Origin of the sequence: Vibrio sp. V38_P2S17PM301, assembly GCF_009904845.1 — a bacterium.
Classification (GTDB): domain Bacteria; phylum Pseudomonadota; class Gammaproteobacteria; order Enterobacterales; family Vibrionaceae; genus Vibrio; species Vibrio proteolyticus.
Genome location: NZ_WXWO01000037.1, coordinates 1 through 21,641, shown reverse-complemented (window position 1 = coordinate 21,641; position 21,641 = coordinate 1). Strand labels below are relative to the sequence as shown.

26 protein-coding genes are annotated in these 21,641 nt (G+C 40.5%); all 26 read left to right on the top strand.

All coding sequences use genetic code 11. The annotated features are described in order from the left end of the window. On the top strand, positions 1-670 hold a 670-nt coding region (locus tag CAG64_RS08805), incomplete at its 5' end, for a DUF5677 domain-containing protein (protein WP_161489304.1). Between the two features lie 220 nt (positions 671-890). After that, positions 891-1,181 carry a YkgJ family cysteine cluster protein gene (locus CAG64_RS08795; RefSeq protein WP_079751593.1) on the top strand — a complete coding sequence of 97 codons (291 nt, stop codon included), beginning with the start codon at positions 891-893 and terminating at the stop codon, positions 1,179-1,181. Between the two features lie 733 nt (positions 1,182-1,914). Next, positions 1,915-2,658: a YiiX/YebB-like N1pC/P60 family cysteine hydrolase gene (locus tag CAG64_RS08785; RefSeq protein WP_161489303.1), complete on the top strand. Its 744-nt coding sequence runs from the start codon at positions 1,915-1,917 to the stop codon at positions 2,656-2,658. A 115-nt stretch (positions 2,659-2,773) separates the two neighbouring features. Further along, positions 2,774-3,223: a DUF4231 domain-containing protein gene (locus CAG64_RS08780; protein WP_161457597.1), complete on the top strand. Its 450-nt coding sequence runs from the start codon at positions 2,774-2,776 to the stop codon at positions 3,221-3,223. A gap of 137 nt (positions 3,224-3,360) precedes the next feature. Then, positions 3,361-3,882, top strand: coding sequence for a hypothetical protein (locus tag CAG64_RS08775; RefSeq protein WP_161457596.1), 522 nt, complete (start codon positions 3,361-3,363; stop codon positions 3,880-3,882). 682 nt (positions 3,883-4,564) lie between these two features. Further along, the gene (locus CAG64_RS08760) at positions 4,565-5,233 is read left to right on the top strand and encodes a hypothetical protein (protein WP_161457594.1); all 669 of its coding nucleotides are present in this window, start codon (positions 4,565-4,567) and stop codon (positions 5,231-5,233) included. A gap of 213 nt (positions 5,234-5,446) precedes the next feature. Then, complete coding sequence (locus CAG64_RS08755; RefSeq protein ID WP_161489302.1) at positions 5,447-5,938, top strand: hypothetical protein; 492 nt, start codon at positions 5,447-5,449, stop codon at positions 5,936-5,938. A gap of 1,117 nt (positions 5,939-7,055) precedes the next feature. Beyond that, positions 7,056-7,541: a GNAT family N-acetyltransferase gene (locus tag CAG64_RS08740; protein ID WP_161488813.1), complete on the top strand. Its 486-nt coding sequence runs from the start codon at positions 7,056-7,058 to the stop codon at positions 7,539-7,541. 137 nt (positions 7,542-7,678) lie between these two features. Then, the gene (locus CAG64_RS08735) at positions 7,679-8,200 is read left to right on the top strand and encodes a cysteine hydrolase family protein (RefSeq protein WP_161488812.1); all 522 of its coding nucleotides are present in this window, start codon (positions 7,679-7,681) and stop codon (positions 8,198-8,200) included. Positions 8,201-8,338: 138 nt separating this feature from the next. Beyond that, the gene (locus CAG64_RS08730) at positions 8,339-8,809 is read left to right on the top strand and encodes a GNAT family N-acetyltransferase (protein WP_052037173.1); all 471 of its coding nucleotides are present in this window, start codon (positions 8,339-8,341) and stop codon (positions 8,807-8,809) included. Between the two features lie 149 nt (positions 8,810-8,958). Continuing rightward, entirely contained in the window at positions 8,959-9,384 is a 426-nt protein-coding gene (locus CAG64_RS08725; protein ID WP_193231228.1) for a GFA family protein, read from the top strand. Between the two features lie 156 nt (positions 9,385-9,540). Next, a complete protein-coding gene (locus tag CAG64_RS08720; protein ID WP_161488342.1) occupies positions 9,541-10,002 on the top strand; it encodes a RidA family protein in 462 nt (153 codons plus the stop codon). Positions 10,003-10,157: 155 nt separating this feature from the next. Next, complete coding sequence (locus CAG64_RS08715; protein WP_025543530.1) at positions 10,158-10,646, top strand: DUF523 domain-containing protein; 489 nt, start codon at positions 10,158-10,160, stop codon at positions 10,644-10,646. A 674-nt stretch (positions 10,647-11,320) separates the two neighbouring features. Next, positions 11,321-11,662 carry an SH3 domain-containing protein gene (locus CAG64_RS08705; RefSeq protein WP_161488341.1) on the top strand — a complete coding sequence of 114 codons (342 nt, stop codon included), beginning with the start codon at positions 11,321-11,323 and terminating at the stop codon, positions 11,660-11,662. Positions 11,663-11,808: 146 nt separating this feature from the next. After that, positions 11,809-12,354, top strand: a complete 546-nt coding sequence (locus CAG64_RS08700) for a GNAT family N-acetyltransferase (protein ID WP_029811072.1) — start codon at positions 11,809-11,811, stop codon at positions 12,352-12,354. A 168-nt stretch (positions 12,355-12,522) separates the two neighbouring features. Next, positions 12,523-13,155, top strand: a complete 633-nt coding sequence (locus tag CAG64_RS08695; protein ID WP_025639655.1) for a peptidase M15 — start codon at positions 12,523-12,525, stop codon at positions 13,153-13,155. 750 nt (positions 13,156-13,905) lie between these two features. Continuing rightward, a complete protein-coding gene (locus CAG64_RS08685) occupies positions 13,906-14,400 on the top strand; it encodes a GNAT family N-acetyltransferase (protein ID WP_161488340.1) in 495 nt (164 codons plus the stop codon). A gap of 135 nt (positions 14,401-14,535) precedes the next feature. Further along, positions 14,536-15,024, top strand: coding sequence for a hypothetical protein (locus CAG64_RS08680; RefSeq protein ID WP_202601086.1), 489 nt, complete (start codon positions 14,536-14,538; stop codon positions 15,022-15,024). A gap of 151 nt (positions 15,025-15,175) precedes the next feature. Further along, the gene (locus CAG64_RS08670) at positions 15,176-16,108 is read left to right on the top strand and encodes a hypothetical protein (RefSeq protein ID WP_161489301.1); all 933 of its coding nucleotides are present in this window, start codon (positions 15,176-15,178) and stop codon (positions 16,106-16,108) included. Between the two features lie 100 nt (positions 16,109-16,208). Continuing rightward, positions 16,209-16,664, top strand: coding sequence for a GNAT family N-acetyltransferase (locus tag CAG64_RS08665; protein ID WP_161454706.1), 456 nt, complete (start codon positions 16,209-16,211; stop codon positions 16,662-16,664). 1,355 nt (positions 16,665-18,019) lie between these two features. Further along, a complete protein-coding gene (locus tag CAG64_RS08655; protein ID WP_161457382.1) occupies positions 18,020-18,910 on the top strand; it encodes a hypothetical protein in 891 nt (296 codons plus the stop codon). Between the two features lie 159 nt (positions 18,911-19,069). After that, complete coding sequence (locus tag CAG64_RS08650) at positions 19,070-19,807, top strand: hypothetical protein (protein ID WP_161457381.1); 738 nt, start codon at positions 19,070-19,072, stop codon at positions 19,805-19,807. Positions 19,808-19,942: 135 nt separating this feature from the next. Further along, positions 19,943-20,428 carry a GNAT family N-acetyltransferase gene (locus CAG64_RS08640; protein WP_161489300.1) on the top strand — a complete coding sequence of 162 codons (486 nt, stop codon included), beginning with the start codon at positions 19,943-19,945 and terminating at the stop codon, positions 20,426-20,428. Positions 20,429-20,570: 142 nt separating this feature from the next. Beyond that, positions 20,571-21,011: a GNAT family N-acetyltransferase gene (locus tag CAG64_RS08635; protein ID WP_161489299.1), complete on the top strand. Its 441-nt coding sequence runs from the start codon at positions 20,571-20,573 to the stop codon at positions 21,009-21,011. Between the two features lie 167 nt (positions 21,012-21,178). Further along, a complete protein-coding gene (locus CAG64_RS08630) occupies positions 21,179-21,379 on the top strand; it encodes a hypothetical protein (RefSeq protein ID WP_140333145.1) in 201 nt (66 codons plus the stop codon). Beyond that, positions 21,372-21,572, top strand: a complete 201-nt coding sequence (locus CAG64_RS08625) for a hypothetical protein (RefSeq protein WP_029807681.1) — start codon at positions 21,372-21,374, stop codon at positions 21,570-21,572. Before CAG64_RS08630 ends, CAG64_RS08625 begins: the two co-directional genes overlap by 8 nt. The last annotated feature ends 69 nt before the right edge of the window (positions 21,573-21,641 follow it).

The window sequence follows — 21,641 nt, the reverse complement described above, 5'->3', positions numbered from 1 at the left end:
GTCTTCTATAAACCTGATGTACATGGCTTTGCATGGTGATGAACGTACTATTACAGCTTATATGGCGAAATGGTATGACGAGCACATCCGTAAATTGAATGAGTGGAAAGTAGAAGTATCTACTAAAGATTACGCATCTCAGATCATTCCTTTAATTGACGGTCGTATTAATGCTATTTCAACTTATGCTAACTATGTCGACCTAGCTAAAACCAATTTCTCAGTAGAGTCTAGTGAGTATAATGATCTTTGGTGGAACTCATTATTTAAGCGTTTTGAAAAGCTCGGAAAAACAGGAGATTATTTTTCAATCTATCATCGTTTGAGTGGTTCTAGTCATATGACCGCAGAAGATACAATTTTGCATATGATGACTCTCCAATATCCATTGAAAGCAAGACAATTAATAGCGTTTGAAGCATGCTCATATTCAATTATGATGTCCAGAATTGTTACTAGTACTTTTGTAGAGGCTGTTTCATATTGCTGTATTCGGCACAACATGATCGATGATGCAAGTTTGAGTAAGTTTAAAAAGCTCCTTGTTCGGCTTGAAGAGTCAACTAAAGACATTGCCAATGACGCTGGTATTCCAAGTGCTAACGAGGAAGAGAGTAAAGAACGGTTTAATGAGTTACAGAATAGGCTTGGTATATTTTTGGATAAATGAAAACAAAAAATATAACAAACTGTTTAAGTGTGATTCGCAACGCGTGGCATTTTTACTATGCGTTGCGTTCAGCGTTTAAGGTGGTATGCGGCGGCTTAGGTGTTGCGTTGCTCACACCTTAACAGGGCGTTATGGCTCACAAGGTAAGCAATCTCAGAAATGAAGGTTGTTCGCATCAAATTTACGGTATCATGCACAATTGACTAAACTGTAGTTACTTATGCTTATACCAACTAATACACCTTCTTCCTCAAATGTATCTTGCTCAAACTGCAAAGCTTGCTGCTGCCGTCTTGAAGTTATGATTATCTCTGATACTGGCGTGCCTGAAGAGTTCATCGCACGTGACCAGTATGGAGGTGAAACAATGATGCGATTAAATGATGGTTGGTGTGCGGCTTTAGATAGAGACACTCTAATGTGCACAATTTATGAAAATCGTCCTTGGATATGCCGCGAATTCGAAATGGGTTCTAATGAGTGCTTAGATGAACGTGTTAAGTTCATCTAAAAACAGTTGGTTAATCTTGCAGGTCATTCGTGAGTTGTTAGCCATAACAAAGCGTTTAAGAGGGATTCTCAACGCTTGGCATTTTTAGTTTGAATCGGTTTAAGTGATTACGGCACAATGGTTTAGGTAGGGTGGTTGGCGTTGTTCACCCCTTAACGCGGCGTTAGCACGGGGTTGGGCATCAAAGGTTAAAAGTTTCTGTGTTTATTGGTTTCTTTTCCTAGCTTTACACCTGATCAAATGTGCCTTTCATGTTCGCTCCGGTGGCACTATATGCGAAGTTTTCGCTTTGATTTTACCGTTTACGGTTTCTAACTTTCGGGCGATTTCTCTGGTGTGGTTTCGTTAGCGCTGAGAAATTTGCGGCAAAACCTAGTTTCTCTGAAGCTGCTGTTAAAGCCTGAAGCTCGAATCCTTTGCTAATTTGAATGCGGTGAAAAAGGGCAGTTAAGCATGTTTTTCTTCTAGCTAACTTACGTCTTGAAGTTTGTTTCAGTTTGGTAGCTGTCCGTTTGGTTTTGGTGTTTTAAGCCATAAATTTCGTGCTATATTTCAATGCGTTGGTTCGTTTCAAAGGCTTTAAGGGCAGCGTGCTAACAAACAATTCAAGAGGGATTCGTAACGCGTGGCATTTTTGCTATGCGTTAATTTTAGTGGTTAAGGTGGTATGCGGAAGCATCGGTGTTGCGTTACTCACCCCTTAATTGGGCGTTAGTTCTTAAGGAGATATTAAATGATCGGCGATATTTTTCTCGTCAGGGGTGGTAGTAAGTTTTCTTCTGCATTGGTTAATGCGCAGAAAGTGATTTATAACGGAGTAGCTTCTAGTCATGTAGAGTTGAGTATAGGTGATGGTTCACTGGTGCATTCTACGAACGATGGAGGTGTTCACTTTGTTTTTCTTCTTGATGAACTTGAAGATATAAAGGATGACTGGAAAGTAATCCGCCTAAAAGGAATAACTGAACAAGAGCAAGAAGAGTTATTGAAAGCTGCTTTATATTACTTGAGACAAGGCTATAACAAAAAATATATGGGAAGTGGTGAAGAGGACAGCTCATTTTGTTCAGAGCTAATTGCCAAAATTTATGACAAAGCAGGAGTTCCGCTCCTTGATGAAAAATTACCTAGTAAAACAGCTCCTGCTCACTTTGACCGTCTTGCTGACGAGAGTGAGCAATGGGAAGACGTAACTGATGAATATTTGGCATTAATTGAAAAGATAAGAGAAAATGAATTTCCGTTTCGCTTTGCGTTCGACACAATTAAAGCTTCCATGATTAAACGTTCGGTTTTAAGTTCAATGAGACAAACATTGTTTCAGGCTATTCAAAAGAACGCAGAAGACTCAGGGGATCAAAAGCAAATTGACTTTATCGAGGGCGTTAAGCAAAAGCTTGAATCCGAGAGGATTTTAGATTTTTGGGATGAAAAAGATACTATCCCATATAAAGGTCAAAGTGACAGCACAAAGTAACGAACTAACAAAGCATTTAAGAGTGATTCGCAACGCTTGGCGTTTTCGCTTCGCTCAAGTATAGCCAAGCGTCGCTCACACCTTAATGCGGCGTTAGTTTTCACGGAGGAAAGAAATGGATAACAAATCTCAGAATGTAGAAGAACGGTACTGGGAGTTATTACATTGGTTTGATAAACATAAAACGTCTAGTCGAGTTTTTTATTATCTCTTCCAGATCATTACTATTCTTTTCAGTGCTCTAACGCCAATAGTAATTTTGGCTGAGTTAGACGCTCCATATAATCTTCTGGAAGCTGTTTTACCAGCTATGGCCGCCATAGCTGCCTCAATACAAGCACTTTTTAAGTTCAATGAAACGTGGGTATCTAGGGCAGAGGCATCTGAACGATTGAAATCAGAGTTCATTTATTACAAATCCAGAATAGGGCCGTTGTATTCGGAAAATATTACACAAAATCAGGTGGTTGGTAATTTTCTTGATCGTATAGAGGAGATTAATCGCTTAGAAAGGAGTGTTTGGGTTTCAATTCAAGAAAAGTCGCGTCACGAACAAGAAAACTAACAAAGCGTTCAAGAGGGATTTGGCACGCGTGGCATTTTTAGTATGCGTTGGGTTAGGTGGTTATGGTGCTGTGCAGTAGCTTTTGTATTGCGTGCCTGCACCCCTTAACGCGGCGTTAGCTATTTGTAGGAGATTTTGTGGAAAAGATATTATCAAAAATTTACACTGATTATGACGATCTGCGTACTAAGTTTCTGAAAAAGAAATGGTTTGGCTTGAAACTTTTTGTTGGTCGGACTTTTGGGAAAACCGAAACATACACTAAATTGCTTGCTAATGAAGTTCAATTTATGAACGACTGTAAGCTATGCATTGTAGGTGACTTGAAAGACGCTGATGTATATGACGAAAATTCAGTTTCAGAAATAATTGTGTATTTAAAAAATCACAAAGAAAAAATTATCGGAAGAGGTTCATTTCTTATTTTACTCGCTGCTTCTTTTGGCTTGTTGTCAGCAATAGGCTCCATTGCAGATAAACTTGATATAGTAAATAGTACTTGGGCATCGTTACCAATTCTGTTTTTATATGCTCTTTTATTTGCATTGCTAGTCGAGCGTGAAAAGTTGAATATACATAATGGTGTAACTCAAGAGTTAATCAATGTTCTTGAGCTAGTCAAATCTGAAATAAGCAAACCTTCTGATAAACATAGCTAACAAACTGTTCAAGAGGGATTCGCAACGCGTGGCATTTTTACTATGCGTTGGCTTTGGTGTTTAAGGTTGTATGCGGCAGCTTTTGTATTGCGTTACTCACCCCTTAACAGGGCGTTAGCACGGGGTTGGCATCAAAGACTAAAAGTTTCTGTTTTTATTGGTTTCTTTTCCTCGCTTTACACCTGATCAAATGTGCCTTTCACGTTCGCTCCGGTGGCACTAGATGTGACGTTTTCGCTTTGCTTTCACCGTTTACGGTTTCTAACTTTCGGGCTATTTCTTTGGTGTGGTTTCTTTAGTTTTGGGAAATTATCACCCAAAATGCGTTTCTTTGGCGCGGTAGTTCAATTCTGAAGCCCGTATCCTTTGCTAATTTGAAAGCGGTGAAAAAGGGCAGTTAAGCATGTTTTTCTTCTAGCCAACTTACGTCTTGACGTTTGTTTTTAGTTTGGCAGCTGTCCATTTGGTTTTGGTGTTTTAAACCATAAATTTCGTGCTATATTTCAATGTCTTGGCGTGTGTCAAAGGCTTCGAGGGCAGCGTGCTAACAAACAGTTCAAGTGGGATTCAGCACGCGTGGCATTTTTGGTATGCGGTGGTTTTGGTGTTGAAGTGCCATGCAGCAGCTTTGGTATTGCGTGCTTCACCCCTTAACTGGGCGTTATATTTTTAAGGAGTATTGATGGAAAATTTGAGTAAGTTAGAGTCTATTGTTGAGCTGTATTTTAGTAAAAAATACAAGCTGTATAAGCCGCAAGATGCAAATGGGGAAGACCTAGGAAAATGGTTTGAATTTGAAAGTCGAGCTCATTTTTTAGACGCATATTTAAACTACTATCGAAATTTGCCGAATTTAAAGTCAGCTATTGTTAACGGCTGTAGTGCAAAGTTTAAAATTCTCTACGAATCTCAAGAATATGAATTAAAACACAACCACCAAGAAGAATTTAAAGATGAAAAAGGTAATCTTAGAGGGGTGAATAATTCAGTTCTATCAAGTATGGCGGTTAAGTTAACTTTCAAGACAACTCAGCTTGAAGCGGCTGAATCATTTGATGATGTGTATCGTATCGTGAAGTCAGCTAAAGTCTCTGGTTTCGGTGAGTTGTCCATTTATGATGCTGCAATACGCATATCGGCATTTTTGGGCTTCAAACCGACAAAAGTTTTCTTACATGCTGGCACTCGTGTAGGGGCTGAATATTTGGAAGAAAAAGGTCTGTTACCGGAAGACTCATCGCTAGAGGATACTCTAGAACTTAGTGATTTTCCTGAACCAATCCAAAAGTTAGACGCTATGCAGTTAGAGAATTTTCTATGTTCATTTAAGAACGATCTAAAAAAAATATAACAAAGCATTTAAGAGTGATTCGCAACGCTTGGCGGTTTCGCTTCGCTCAAGTATAGCCAAGCGTCGCTCACACCTTAATGCGGCGTTATGTAGCTAATTTTGTATTCATCTATATGCATAGAGGTTATACCCATATAGGAAATATTCATATAGGCATTCATAGGTTTATGACTAGTCTTTAATACTATGTAAACTCAAACCATGGAGTCTAAAATGAAAGATGTTAATACTCTCGCTGTTTGCACCCTTGTTGTTATTGGTGCGGCCAGTGCCTCTCCAACAGCCTATGCAGCGACTACAGAAGATATTATTAATTGTATAAATGAGAAAAAGAAAGAACACCAGAGGAAGTATCATAGAGAAGAGGTATTAACTTTCGGAGTTCATGCAGCAAAAGGAAAACCTTTGCAATGTAATACTTCTACGGCTTCCGATTCTCAATTAGGAGAAGGTCCGAGAGATAATGAAGAACTCGATGGCAATCCTGATTGTACTGTTGTTAATGCGAGAATAATGAATCGAGCGAAAATAACTAGCTGTTCAATTATAAATAATAAGCCTTATCTAAGTGCTCAAGCTCAAGGGGAGGGATGTAAAAAGGAAAACTCTGCAACATTCAAGCTAGTGCAAAAATATAAGGTTAAAACAAGTACAATGGATGATTATCAATTCGCTAAGCAGTGTGAAGAACGTATGGCAAAATAAATTCCTTACTAGTTATTAGATACCTGGTTATACAGAAAGGTCCGCACCCTCGAGAGCTATTGGTTGTAGGGAGGGGAAGTGGGCCTACTGGTTTTAGGTTGGTCGCCTTTGGTGACCAAGTCGGTTCTTACCTTGTGGTTTAGCTCGGAAAGCCAGTCAGAAATAGCAGTTCTTTCTCAATTAAATCATGTGCTTGTGGTAAAACATAACAAACTGTTTAAGAGTGATTCGCAACGCGTGGCATTTTTATTATGCGTTGGTTTTAGTGTTTAAGGTGGTATGCGGCGGCTTCGGTATTGCGTTGCTCACACCTTAACAGGGCGTTATGTAGCTAGGAGGAAATGTTTAATTGAGCAGTAGTTACACAGTTTCATTTGCTTGTTTAGAGTGTTGCAAGTCTTTTAAGCGTGACAGCGAATTATCCAAGGGTATTCCCAATGAGTTACCTTGCCCAAATTGCGGTAATGTTTCATACAATCTTGGACGCTATTTTAAAGCACCTAAACAATCAGACAAAAAGCAATGGGATAAGATCAGGTTTTTAGTATCACATGGCTTTCGGTTTCAAAAGATAAGACCACACAGAGACAATAATGACTCCGTCCCTTATCCGATTGACTTGGCTGAAGCTCGGGAATTTGTTGAACGCTATAAAGAGTTTTCGTTAAACATTGGGGACGCGACATAACAAAGCATTTAAGAGGGATTCACAACGCTTGGCGGTTTCGGTTTGAATCGGCTTTAGTGTCTACAGCACAATGGTTTAGGTTGGGTGGTAGCGTTGTTCACCCCTTAATGCGGCGTTATGTTCTAGGAGGAAATTCATGATTAGGGAAATCACAAAAGCCGATTCTGAGTCGTTTTGGCCAACATTTTTTGCGGTAATCCAGGCACAAGAAACTTATGCCTTTGACCCAAATATGACGCTAGAACAAGCCTTCGCTTTATGGTGTGAATCTCCCCTGAAAGCTTTTGCTTTCGTAGAAAATGACGTTGTACTGGGCTCTTACNGGCGGTTTCGGTTTGAATCGGCTTTAGTGTCTACAGCACAATGGTTTAGGTTGGGTGGTAGCGTTGTTCACCCCTTAATGCGGCGTTATGTTCTAGGAGGAAATTCATGATTAGGGAAATCACAAAAGCCGATTCTGAGTCGTTTTGGCCAACATTTTTTGCGGTAATCCAGGCACAAGAAACTTATGCCTTTGACCCAAATATGACGCTAGAACAAGCCTTCGCTTTATGGTGTGAATCTCCCCTGAAAGCTTTTGCTTTCGTAGAAAATGACGTTGTACTGGGCTCTTACTACATCAAGCCAAATGCAATGGGGCCAAGTAGCCATATATGTAATTGTGGATACATGGTTTCTAGCGAAGCTAGAGGTAAGGGCATTGCACGCATTATGTGTGAACATTCTCAGGAAACAGCTCTAAGACTTGGCTTTGATGCGATGCAATTTAACAGCGTGGTCTCTACCAATGAAGTTGCGGTGAAGCTTTGGGAGAAGCTAGGGTTTCAAATCATAGGTACAATTCCCAAGGCATATAAGCATGCTCATCTAGGGTTAGTTGATAGCCACGTCATGTACAAATGGCTACGAACATAACAAGCAATTTAAGAGGGATTCCCAACGCTTGGCATTTTGGCTTCTACTTCAATTTTAGTGGTTACGGTACAATGCTTTAGGTTGGGTGGTAGCGTTGCTCACCCCTTAATTGGGCGTTAGCCCTAGGAGGAAGTAATATGAAATCGGCACTTTTAGTCGTAGATGTTCAAAATGGAGTTTTTGGTTCCACCAATCCTCCATATTTATCTGAATGTGTAATAAGCAACATTAAGCAATTGTTGGGTTACGCTAGCTCGTCTGAAATTAAAATTGTATTTATACAACATGAAATCCCGGGAGTACTCGAGCCAGGAAGTGATGCCTGGCAACTGTTTTCAGATTTAACAATTAACGATTCTAGCTATAAGATTCGCAAAAGAACTCCAGACTCGTTCCATGATACAAACTTAAGAGAGTATCTAGATGAAAATGAGATTGAGCATGTGCTTATATGTGGCTATTCAACAGAATTTTGTATAGATAGAACGGCGTTTAGTGCTGCAAGCAAAGGCTACAAAGTTACCTTGATAGAGGATGCTCATACAACACACGGTAAACCTCATTTAGATGCACCTTCGATTATCGCACACCATAGCTTTACTCTGTCCAAGCATCCCAATATTGTTCTGAACTCTACAGCAACGTTGACTTCGGGCTAACAAAGCGTTTAAGAGGGATTCTCAACGCTTGGCAGTTTTGGTTCAAAGTTTAGCTTTAGTGTTTATGACACAATGGTTTAAGTTGGGTGGCATCGCGTTGTTCACCCCTTAACGCGGCGTTAGCAATCAGGAGAAATAATGAGCATCAATATCAGAAAAGCAGAAATCAGTGATGCGAAGTCAATTAGTGAATTGATTTTACCTTTAACAGAAAAATATGTTTGCCCAACTTGTGATGCGTCTGTCCAGGGTATTTTGCTCGATTCAATGTCAGAGGAAAGCATTGGAAAATGTCTATCCACAAATTATGACTATGTTGTCGCAGTAACTACGAACAATGAAGTGGTCGGTGTGGCTGGGGTTCGAGACAACTCACACTTGTATCATCTATTCGTAGACGATAATTTTCAAGGTAAAGGACTTTCCCGAAAATTGTGGGAAACGATTAAAGAAGAAGCAATAAAAAACGGGAATAGAGGTGCCTTTACTGTTAACTCTGCGGTAAATGCGGAAAACGTGTATTTGCGTTTTGGTTTTAAACGCACAGAAGGGATCAGAAACCGTCAGGGAATGGTTGATATTCCAATGATGTTTGAGTCGGATTGCTAACAAAGCATTTAAGAGTGATTCCCAACGCTTGGCATTTTCAGGTCAAGGTTGGGTTCTGTGTTTACGGCGCAATACTTTAGTTTGAGGGGCAGCGTTGCTCACACCTTAATGCGGCGTTATGCGCACTAATTAACAAGGAAGAATTAAATTTGAAAGGAAACTGTTTGTGTGGAGAGGTTTCGTTTGAGTTGTCAGGCGAATTGCCACCCATCTATCAATGCCATTGTTCTTTGTGTCGCAAGGTATCGGGTTCTTCATCAAATTCAGCGTTGATAGTTGAAGCATCAAATTTTAAGTGGCGTTCCGGCGAACATCAAATTAGGTCATTTTCTACAAGCTCAGGTTTTAAATCTGAGTTTTGCTGTCAATGCGGTAGCCCAGTACCGAATATCAGCTCAAGCGGTGATTCATATTGGGTGCCAGCTGGTCTGCTGTCCGAGCCCGTGGATACAAAAGTTTCTGCTCATGTTTATGTTGGCTCTCACGCTAGTTGGGACGTGGGTTTTATAAATGACGGTATACCGAAATTTGATACGATGCCAACTGAGAAAGATTGGTTAAAAATATGCAGGTAACGCACGCATAACAAGGCGTTCAAGAGGGATTCTCAACGCTTGGTAGTTTTGGTTCAAAGTTTAGCTTTTGTGATTATGGCACAATGGTTTGCGTCAGGTGGTGGCGTTGTTCACCCCTTAACGCGGCGTTATATTTTGTTCAATCATGGAGGATAAATGGACATCGAAACGAGACTATCAGAGCTAGGGTTGGAGTTACCTCAAGCAAGCGATCCTCAGGGTAGTTATTGCAATTGTGTGAGAACTGGCAACTTACTCTATGTTTCAGGTAAAGGACCGGTGGCTGGCTTGAGCAAAGTGCCGAAGGGTAAGTTAGGTCAAGAATACACAACAGAAGAAGGTTACACTTTTGCCAAAGCTACGGGTTTAGATATTTTGGCGGCGGTTAAACTCGAACTGGGTTCGTTAGACAAAGTAGTCCGAGTTGTAAAACTCCAAGGTTTTGTTAATGCCACTAGTGACTTCGAACAACATCCTAAAGTGTTGGACGGATGCTCTGATTTAATGGCAGACGTGTTTGGTGAAAAGGGTATTCATGCTCGTTCAGTTTTTGGAGCCATGTCCGTAAGGGGTAATTTACCTATCATCATTGACTCCATATTTGAAATCGCAGACTAAATATAACAAGCAATTTAAGAGGGATTCACAACGCTTGGCATTTTTGCTTCTACTTCAAATATAGTGTTTATGACACAATGCTTTAGGTTTGGGTGTAGGCGTTGTTCACCCCTTAATTGGGCGTTAGCTATTTTTCGCATACAAAGGAGTTCTGGTTGGAAAAAGTTTTAGTTAGCTCGTGCTTAGTCGGAAATCAAGTTCGATACAATGCAAGTTGCTTGTCAATTCCTGAGCCTGATCTGCATTGGCTTCGATCAAACCTAGAGCTTGTGGTCTTTTGCCCAGAAGTATCGGCAGGTTTGCCCACTCCTAGAGCACCTGCTGAAATAATCGCTGGTAAAGGTGTTGATGTATTAAAAGGCTTTTCGAAGGTTGTCGGAAACGATGGTATCGACGTCACTACTCAATTTGTAGCAGGGGCCAAGAATGCCTTGGAATTGTGTCTGCGACTACAAATAAAATATGCAGTGCTCGCAGAGAATAGTCCTTCCTGTGGTAGTTCCAATATTTACGATGGTACGTTTAGTGGGACCAAAGTTAATGGGTCTGGGGTCACTGCTACGTTGTTAGAGAGTAGCGGTATCAAGGTGTTCAGTCAGCATACGATAGCCCAATTCCGTAGTATGTTGGACAAACATAGCTAACAAACTGTTCAAGAGGGATTCGCAACGCGTGGCATTTTCACTATGCGTTGGCTTTGGTGTTTAAGGTGGTATGCGGCAGCTTTTGTATTGCGTTACTCACCCCTTAACAGGGCGTTATGCGACAAGGCAAAATTTCAGGTTTCTCTAAATTTAATCTCTTTGGCAATTCGCTTTTTGGTTTCGGCAAATTGGCATTTTCGGCTCAAATCCTTGAATCACTCAAACAGTAAAACATGTCACAGTCCGTGGAATTGCCTAATTAAAAATCGCATTTGGTCGTGGAAAGTTTTCGGGCGCAAAGTGTGGAAAGGGCAAGTTTACGGAAAGTAGGTATTCGCTGAAATTTCGGTTCGTTGAGTTTCGTGTGAGTAACGGCCAGATCTTCGCTCTAAAGCCGCGTTCCGAGCTTGTGGCGGCCTTTTTACGAAATGTTGAGTCCGTTGGTTCTTGAATCACAAAAAGTCATATGTGCGTTTGTAGTTTTTTGTGTTTAAGGTAATGTTTTCGTTAGCCAATTTAGCATTGTCGAAAAATCGCATAACAAACAATTTAAGCAGATTCGCAACGCGTGGCAGTTTTGGTTTGCGGTGAGTTTTGTGTTTAAGGTGTAATGCGGTAACTTTTGTAGCGCGTTGCTCACTACTTAATTGGGCGTTATGTACTTTGGAGAAAATATGGAAGTTGTTACTACTGAAAAACACGTTTCAGAATATCCCAATCCGTTTTATTTGAAGCAAGGTGACAAAGTAGCTCTAGGTACAATTGACGACGAGTTTCCCAACTGGATCTTTATAACCAGTGTCGAAGGGGGGCAGGGTTGGGCTCCGGTTCAATATATCGAGAAGATTGAAGGAAGTTCTGAAGGTATCTTGCTTGAAGACTATGACAATGTTGAGCTTAATACTGTCATTGGCGAAAAACTGTCAGTGCTATTCGAACTTAATGAGTGGTATCGAGTTTCGAGGTTAACGGGTGAAATTGGTTGGGTACCAGTGCGCTCGGTAAAACGTACATAACAAAGCGTTTAAGACGGATTCGCAACGCTTGGCATTTTTGGTTTGCTTTGGATTTAGTGTTTACAGCACAATGGTTTGGGGTTGGTGGTCTGCGTTGCTCACCACTTAACGCGGCGTTATGCGTAATTAATGGAGTACAGTAGTCGATGGAAGTAGTAGAAGCTGAACAATCGGATTTAAAATCATTTTTTGTTTATCTTGAAAATCAGCTGTCTGAAAATGGCAATGGAGAAATTCCTCTTTTCCAACCAATGTCTAGAGAGCAAAAAGAAGTTCCAGAACCAACAAAAGAAAAATTTATCCAAGGGTTTGTTCATCCGTTTGGGTCTCCTGGCTGGAGGAAGCTTTGGGTTGTAAAAGATCCTTCTGGAAGTATCAAAGGTCACATTGATCTTCGTCACCATGGTGATGAAAGCCGTTCTCACAGAGTTTTACTTGGCATGGGTGTAGATGCCACTTGTCGCAAACAAGGTCTTGGTCAAAGGTTGATTGATGCAGTCATAAACTTCTGCGAAGAAAAAGTAGAAATTGACTGGCTCGATCTTTGTGTATTATCGGAAAATATCCCAGCAAAGAACCTCTATCTTAAAGCAGGGTTCAGTGTTGTCGGTGAGTTCAAAGACCAATACAGAATCGATGGTCTATCAGTCTCAGAGACAGCAATGGCAAAGTACGTCAAAAATCACGCATAACAAAGCATTCAAGAGGGACAGTCAACGCGTGGCGAATTTGGTTTAAATCTTGGCGTCTGTGTTTACGGTGGTAAATTTAAGTTTAGTGGTAGCGCGTTGCTGCCCCTTAATGCGGCGTTATGCCTCTATTTCAAATTTCACCTAGACTGATAGTTTTAAGGGGAAATTATGAAATCACCGACGTCAGTAAGAAAGCTTGAAGATTTAGGCAGGGTTCAGCTTTCACCCAGCTACTTTATGCGGGATTTTCTATATTCCGAAATCTCACAAATTGAGAAAATTCCAAACATACCAGACTATCCAGATGTGGCCATTGAAGCTGGGAAAAGTCTATGCTCTCAATTGCTTGAACCAATCGAAAAGGCACTGGGTAGGATTTCAATTAGATCAGGTTATCGTTCTCCCTTAGTTAATGCGAAAGGTGCAGAAAATGGTAATCAATACAGTTGTGCTAGCAATGAAAAGAATTATGGAAAGCATATCTGGGATTATAGGGATCAAGAGGGTTGCTTGGGGGCTACTGCTTGTATTGTCGTTAACTCGTTTATACCTTATTACGAAGAGACTGGAAATTGGCAAGCTTTGGCATGGTGGATTCATGACAATGTGCCGGAGTATTCGGAAATGTACTTTTTCCCAAAGTTTGCAGCATTGAATCTTACTTGGAGTGAAAAACCTAAAAAGGTTATCAAAAGCCATATCACAGGCTCTCGTGGAATTTTAACTAAACCAGACATGGCAAACTTTAAGGGTAACCATGCTCATGAATACAAACAGATGATCGAACGACTGAAGGCATAACAAAGCGTTTAAGACGGATTCCCAACGCACGGCATTTTTGCTTCTACTTAAAATTTAGTGTTTACGTTACAATGCTTTAAGTGCAGTGGTAGCGTTGCTCACCACTTAACGCGGCGTTAGTTTGCAAGAGGGAAAATGCAGCTATATCGCAAGATCTAGTGGTAAAAGCTCAAAGTCGAAATTGTCGTGTCGGCGTTCAATTTCAGTGTTAACTAGCGTGGTGAAAATCCAAAATTGGCATCGTTTCACGGTTGATTTGTTCTTTGGTGCGGTGACTTTGGGGTTAACTGAATCGTACTTTTTTGCTGAAACTCTGCTCGTTGAGTTTGTTGGTACAAAAGCCGATTTACTCGCTGAAATGACGTTTTCTCTGGTGTGGTAAGTTCACGTGGTTTCAGTGACTTTGTTGAAAGTCCACATTGTGAGATTGGTTTTCCAAAAGTGCTTTTTGGTGTTGTGAGTTCGTTTTCTGCGGCGTTGTTTGTTCCACGTGGTTTCATTGAGTAGCCGCTTTAAGACTACGCCTGACTTAAGTGCATCAAAGCACATAAAGTTTGTTGTTCGCAAAGTTTAAAATAACGTAAAATCAACCCTTTGGGTCTGCAAGCTAACAAACTGCTCAAGAGGGATTCGCAACGCGTGGCATTTTTACTATGCGTTGATTTTAGTGATTAAGGTGGTATGCGGCGGCTTCGGTATTGCGTTGCTCACCCCTTAGCAGGGCGTTATGTGCTTTTGAGGATAATTGACATGGAAGTAGTAGAAGCGAGTCCAGATTTAGCTCCAATATTAGCAAGTTACGCGAAAGAATGTTTGGAGTCGGGTATCCCTAAATATTCCGGCGTTGAGCGAGATCCTGAAGCTTATTTATCGGGTTTGGTTGAACGTTCTAAGGCAACTTCTAAGTTACCAAACGGTTATTTACCCAGCACGACTTATTATTGCGTATCTGATTCTGAAATCTTAGGCGCTATTCGAGTTCGTAAAGGTACTAATGCCAACGTAGAAAATGTCATTGGGCATGTTGGCTACGAAACTAGACCGTCAGCTCGTGGTAAAGGTGTAGCCTCATTTCTTCTCGCTTGGGTGCGAGACCATATTGTCACTGATTCCGTTATTGTTACTTGTTCAGTTGACAATCCAGCGTCCCAAAAGGTTATCGAAAACTGTGGCGGTGAGTATCTTGGCAACTACACAAGTGAAAGCGAGGGCACTGTAAGGCGCTACCGTTTAGCACGCACATAACAAAGCGTTCAAGAGGGATTCTCAACGCTTGGCAGTGTTGGTTCAAAGTTTGGCTTTTGTGATTATGGCACAATGGCTTAGGTCAGGCGGTGGCGTTGTTCACCCCTTAACGTGGCGTTATGCGATTGAGAATTTATGAACGAAGAAATTGAAACGGCACTTAGAGAAAACCCAGAAGTAGCAGATCAGGTCATTGCCTCTCTTAGACAATTTATCGACCGTGATCGATATTTGTTAGAAGTTAATGCGAATGAACGTTCTCTTACTCATCGAATTGGTATGTACTTGCAAGCACAATTCGAGCGTTATGATGTTGATTGTGAGTTTAATCGAGATGGACATGACCCAAAGGAATTGTATATTGGTACAGAAGACACCACTGTATTCGATGATAATGCAATGACAGTTTATCCGGATATTATCGTTCACCGTAGGGGCAGTAATAATGATAATTTACTGGTAATTGAGTTTAAAAAATCGTCATCAAGTGTTGGTAGTGGCAAAGATATGCTCAAACTTCGTGCTTATAAAACGGATCTCCATTATAGGTATGCACTATTCGTTGAGTTAGGTACGACCAGAATGAGAGCTGAACCTGAAGTTACTCAGGTTAGGTGGGTCTAATCGCATAACAAACTGTTTAAGAGTGATTCGCAACGCGTGGCATTTTCACTATGCGTTGGTTTTAGTGTTTAAGGTGGTATGCGAGAGCTTCGGTATTGCGTTGCTCACACCTTAACAGGGCGTTATGCCTATATTGGTTAGGAGGAAAAATATGAAGCCAGCAGTTTTTTGGCAGAATTTTGAGTTAGGTGTCGAAATTGATGTGGCTAGTACATTCATTTATGACGGTCTTCGAAATTTGGATCAAATGGAAAACTTTGCCTACGAAACAGATGTATTTAACTTTTTGTACAATATATCCGTTGGTGTGGAGAGGTTTCTAAAGGTTGCAATTATTCTAATTGAGTTTGATGAAAATACCGATCCTGAAGTCCATGAAGAAAGCTTAATTACCCATAATCATGCAGATTTGCTAGCTCGTTTAAAAAACCATAGAGATATGAATTTGGGGAAAGCTCACCTCGAGTTTATTTCTCTTCTTACAAGGTTTTATAAATCATTTCGTTATGATCGTTATTGTTTGAAAACTATACATGAAATGGCTAAAGAGAAAGAGGCATTGGTCTCCTTCCTTTCAAAAAATTTCACGCTTGAACAAGTTCCAACATTTGGCGAAGATAGTATTTATAGAAATACAGATAAAGTTAAAAAATACATTGGTAAGTTGCTATCAAAGATCATTCTACAAATCTACGATATCATCCGAAGAGCGGCTCAATCCAAGAATATTTATACCTATGAAGTCCGATATGGATCTAAAGCTTACAAATTGCTTTTAGGTAAGCAGTTTAGCTTTGAGCATGAAAATGTTCTTTGGAAAGAGCTACTAATTTTTATGCTTTCTACTCAAGAAACCTCAAAGCATCTTGAATTTATAAGGGCTATCGACCCATTAGATTTTGATGTGGCTTTATTAGGTGACTACCTCGAAGCTATGGGAAGTGACCTAAAGAAAATCTCAGTCACCGAAGAGCTCGATCATTTATATGAAGAACTAGAAGATGTTTCAGATAGATTTGAACAATTAGGCTTGCTTAGCAATATGGGTAGTGTACTCAACTACGAGTTAGATGAGCATGAATAAAATATAGGCATAACAAAGCATTTAAGAGTGATTCGCAACGCTTGGCATTTTCGCTTCGCTCAAGTATAGCCAAGTGTCGCTCACACCTTAATGCGGCGTTATGAGGCATATGGATATTCAATTAATACAAATAGAAAGTGATGAGTTTGAAAGTCTATTTTCTGTTGTGAAACAGGGGATTTATTCGCATGTCGATGCCGTCTTTGGTTGGTGTGACGAGTTTCAGGCCAATCGTTTAAAAAGTGACTATGAGCCGCATTGGTTTCACTGGGTTTATCTCAATAACACACAAGTTGGAATGCTATGCTTCAAGCCTTACGACAATGCATTTCATGTACATTTACTTATTGTGTTTCCAGAATTTCAAAATCAAAAACTGGGTGAAAGGGTAATGAATATGGTTCAAGAAATAGCGCGAGAACAAGGGCGTAGTTACGTAACCTTATCAAGCTTTACTCGAAATGAGTCAGCGGTAAGGTTTTATAAATCTCTTGGATATGAGGTGACTGAAAGCGATGAAAACTTCCTTTCTCTGTCGCTTCGAGTTGCCTCATAACAAAGCGTTTAAGGCAGATTCGCAACGCATGGCATTCTTGGTTCAAATTGAGTTTTGTGTTTACGGTGTAATGGTTTAGGTTAGGTGTAGGCGTCGCTCACTACTTAACGCGGCGTTATACGCTATATGAAGAAAGCCTAAAAATTCAGGTCAAAAATTGCAATTTTCAGCATTGGGTTCTGGTCTTTGGGCGTCGTGATTTCCCAGTTTCAATTCTCGTTTTCTCCGGTCCGTGGCTGAGTTTTGGCCTACCGTTTATCGGTGGTTTTCTTCTTTGGTGCTGATTTTTCAGGGTCATTCTAGGCGGCGTTTTTTGCTGAAACTCAGCTCTGTGAGTTTGTCTTTCTAAAAGCTGATTTACTCGCCGAAAGGGCGCTTTCTCTGGTGTGGTGAGGTTACGTGGTTTCAGTGAGTTTGTGGAAAGTCCTCATTGTGAAATTGTCTTTCCAAAAAGTGCTTTTTGGTGTTGCAGGTCCGCTTTCTGCGGCGCGGTTTGCTCCAAGTGGTTTCAGTGGCAAGTCGCGGTAAGTCTAAGCCTGACGTAAGTGCATCAAAGCACATAAAAATCATGGCTTCAAAGTAGGGCTTGGCATAAAATCTTGGCTTAAACGTTCATGCGTATAACAAAGCGTTCAAGAGGGATTTGGCACGCGTGGCATTTTTAGTATGCGTTGGGTTCAGTGTTTATGGCGCTGTGCGGTAGCTTTTGTATTGCGTGCCGGCACCCCTTAACGCGGCGTTAGTACGGGTTTGACATCAAAGGTCATAAGTTTTGGTGTTTATCTGTTTTGGCGCTCGTCTTTACACCTTTCAGCTTGTACCTTTCACGTTCTTTCCGGTGGCGCTATATGCGGAGTGTTTGCTTTGATTTCGCCGTTTACGGTTTCTAACTCTTAGCCTATTTCTTTGGTGCTTCTTCTTTTTCGTGGCTTTTAGTAAGTCAGCATTGTCTTTCTTTGGTATTGCCGTCGAAGTGCGAGGATCGAATCCTTTTCTCATTTGAAGTCAGTAAAAGTAGGGGAGTTCAGTGCGTTTTTCTTCTAGCCAGCTTTCGTCTCGTAACCGAGTTTAAGTTTTGTAGCTGCCCGTCTCACTTCAGTGTTCAAAACCTTTCATATTATGCCACTTTTCAATATCTTGGAGCGCATAAATAGAAGTAGCGCATGTACTAACAAATTGCTTAAGAGTGATTCGTAACGCGTGGCATTTTTACTTTGCGGTGGCTTATGTGATTAAGGCGCTGTGCGGTAGCTTTTGTATTGCGTTACTCACACCTTAGCAAGGCGTTATGTGCTTGATATGCAAATGATAGTAAGGAGGTAGATATTAACATTTTTAATAATGTACTTATAGATATGGGTACAATTCCAATGCGGTCTTACGAGATAGGCAATGTTAAGGGAGCATCAAGAGATGGTTCTTTTCTTCCATATATTGCAGAAGAACTGATATCTCAGGCGGCATATAGTGTTTCGTTTAATTTTCGGTGTGATAACTTCGTAAAATCTATTCCTAGAGCGTTTAATGACCGAGTGAATTGGGTTGATCAAGCAAAAAGTCAAAGATTAGCTATTTCTTTTTTGGCACCTATTTTGGACGAGTTTGGTATTGAATACGAAGGGTGTGAATATAGGTTTAAAAAGAATAGCTTTGCTAAATCAAATGAAGAGCTATTCAATTGTGTAACTGTTGTAATGTCTTACTTGACACAATTCTATGCTGCGGTTGAATACAAACTGCAGTTGGACATTGACTTAAAGGCGTTTAAAGGGTGCATCGAGCTTATTATGCTGCATTCACGTGCTCCTGAATCTCGGGGCAATTTAGCCGTTTTGAAGGGCATTCTAACGTCTTATGAGTTGGTTGAATCACCGTCGCTTGTCCACAAGTCTTACGCAGGTAAACCTGTAATAGAACATTTTCAAAGGCTTTCTAATGACTGTGATTACCAAGAGTTAAGCCGGAATGCACATGATTTGGGGTATAGAGATAAAACGAAACGGGCGCTAGAGCTTATGAGGCGATTTGTTGGAGATATTTTGAAAAATGAAAAACTAAGCAAAGGGCTGGATCAAAGTACTAAGGCCATATCAGTTGCATCACAGATACATATTCCTGATGCTCAAGTAGCTGAGTCATTATTAAATAATGGATATTTGCCTCCAATAATTTCACTTAAAGAGCAAATGGTCAAAGCTCATTCTATTTGGAAGATGCATAGCCCAGAAATAATACTTGCGAAGTAATGAGAATAAAACGCACATAACAAAGCGTTTAAGACAGATTCCCAACGCATGGCATTTTTCATTCTATCGTTGGGCTTTGTGTTTAAGGTGGTATGGTTAGGTTTCGTGGTGGCGTTGCTCACTACTTAACGCGGCGTTATGTCTTTTTAGAGGAAAATAATGAGTATACTGATTAACCCATTTAATTGGGGTGAAGCTCAAGTTGTCGATTTACAAAAAGTACTAGAGTCTGTGGTATATGTTATGGACCTATATTTCGAGTCAAAAATCGAGTCAGATATAGTAGTAAAGCACGATCCTATTGAAGGACCTATGGTTCTTGATGCGCGAGGGGAAAATGGTGAATATCAAGTTCTGTTAAGCTCAAAAAACTTATTTTGGGCTCAGCATTCTTATCAATTTGCTCATGAGTATTGTCATATACGAACAAACTACATTAGTGGAAACCCTAAAACAAAATGGTTTGAAGAAACAATCTGTGAGTTAGCTTCACTTTTTGCACTTAGACGGATGTCTGAAGTATGGCAAGTATCAGCCCCTTACGAGCATTGGCGCGATTATAGTAGCGCTTTATATAAATATGCAGAGAATCGGATAAGTGACGATAAGTATAAGTTGCTGGAGGGTATTGAGTTTTTAGATTGGTTTAGGGCAAGTCTTGCAGATTTAGAACGTGACCAATATATGCGAGAAGCCAATACTAGAATTGCAATTAAACTACTTCCGATTTTCGAAGCTAACCCTAGATTGTGGCTAGCTTTGAGTTACTTCAATAAGTGGGATGCTTCAGAGATTGATGACATTTATCAATGCTTTGACAACTGGTTGTCGATTATACCAATGGAGCTGAAGCCTATGGTTTCTCGTTTAGCTGGCGTATTTGGGTCAAAGACATAACAATCTGTTTAAGAGTAATTCGCAACGCGTGGCATTGTTACTATGCGTTGCGTTTAGTGTTTAAGGTGGTATGCGGCGGCTTTGGTATTGCGTTGCTCACACCTTAACAGGGCGTTATGTTCTAGGAGGAATTTCATGATTAGGGAAATCACAAAAGCCGATTTTGAGTCGTTTTGGCCAACATTTTTGGCGGTAATTCAGGCACAAGAAACTTATGCCTTTGACCCAAATATGACGCTAGAACAAGCCTTCGCTTTATGGTGTGAATCTCCCCTGAAAGCTTTTGTTTTCGTAGAAAATGACGTTGTACTGGGCTCTTACTACATCAAGCCAAATGCAATGGGGCCAAGTAGCCATATATGTAATTCTGGATACATGGTTTCTAGCGAAGCTAGAGGTAAGGGCATTGCACGCCTTATGTGTGAACATTCTCAGGAAACAGCTCTAAGACTTGGCTTTGATGCGATGCAATTTAACAGCGTGGTCTCTACCAATGAAGTTGCGGTGAAGCTTTGGGAGAAGCTAGGGTTTCAAATCATAGGTACAATTCCCAAGGCATATAAGCATGCTCATCTAGGGTTAGTTGATAGCCACGTCATGTACAAATGGCTACGAACATAACAAGCAATTTAAGAGGGATTCCCAACGCTTGGCATTTTTGCTTCTACTTCAATTTTAGTGATTACGGTACAATGCGTTAGGTTGGGTGGTAGCGTTGCTCACCCCTTAATTGGGCGTTATGTTTTTGAAGGAAATTGGCAGTATGGCCCTCGAACTTAGAAGTATAATTTACGACAGTTTTTATGAGATTTGCCAGCTGGAAGTTGCTCCAAATCAGTTAAATCATGTCGATAGCAATGCTATTTCATTGGCTGAAGCGAACTTTATGAACTTTCCTTGGTTTAAGGGTGTCTATTTCGAAAATAAACCGGTTGGGTTTATTTTAGTAAGCGCAGATACTGTATCAGGTAAGTTTGAGCTTTGGAGGCTCATGCTAGACAAATCTTATCAGTCAAAGGGCTATGGTCGTATTGCTGTAGATTTGTTGAAATCGGCCTTGGTTAATGAGTTTGGAATATTCGCTCTTTATACAAGTGTTGTTGCGAGTGCAGACAGCCCCAAAGGTTTCTACGTAAATTGCGGTTTTGTGCCAACAGGTCACTTAGTTGAAGATCGTGAAATAGAATTGTGCCTATCTCTTTAGCTACAAACATAACAAACGCTTCAAGACGGATTCGCAACGCTTGGCGGTTTTGGTTTGAATTGGCTTTTGTGTTTACGGTGCAATAATTGAGTGTTGTGGTTGCGTTGCTCACCACTTAAGCGGGCGTTATATCCTTACGTATTCAATTTTAATTATAGAGAGAGCAAATGACGTTAATAAGTTTTGCTGACATGGAAGATAAATTTATAAAAGAAGTGTTAGAGCAGGAAGCTTCTTGGCACCCAGGCGCGGAATTAAGTACTTTTTCAATGGCTGCTGGGTATGCGATGGGACATGGCTATAAGCAAGGTAAAGCTTATATGTTTGCTATGGATTTAATGGATAAAGGTTTGGTATTCGATGACTAAAGAACAAGATTTGGTAAGTAAAGAGAAGTTTTTAGCATTAAAGAAGTCGTTTATTGAAAATGTAGAAAGCAAAAGTGGGGGTTTTGAGCCTCATGACAATTATTGCTGGAGATCGGTGATAACAGGTTACGCACTAGCGAATGGTTTTTCACATTATGAGGCGTATCAATTTGCGCGCGAAATGTTTCTCTAAAAAGGGTTCTGAAAGTCAATTAAGAACGGATATAACAAATTGTTCAAGAGGGATTCGCAACGCGTGGCA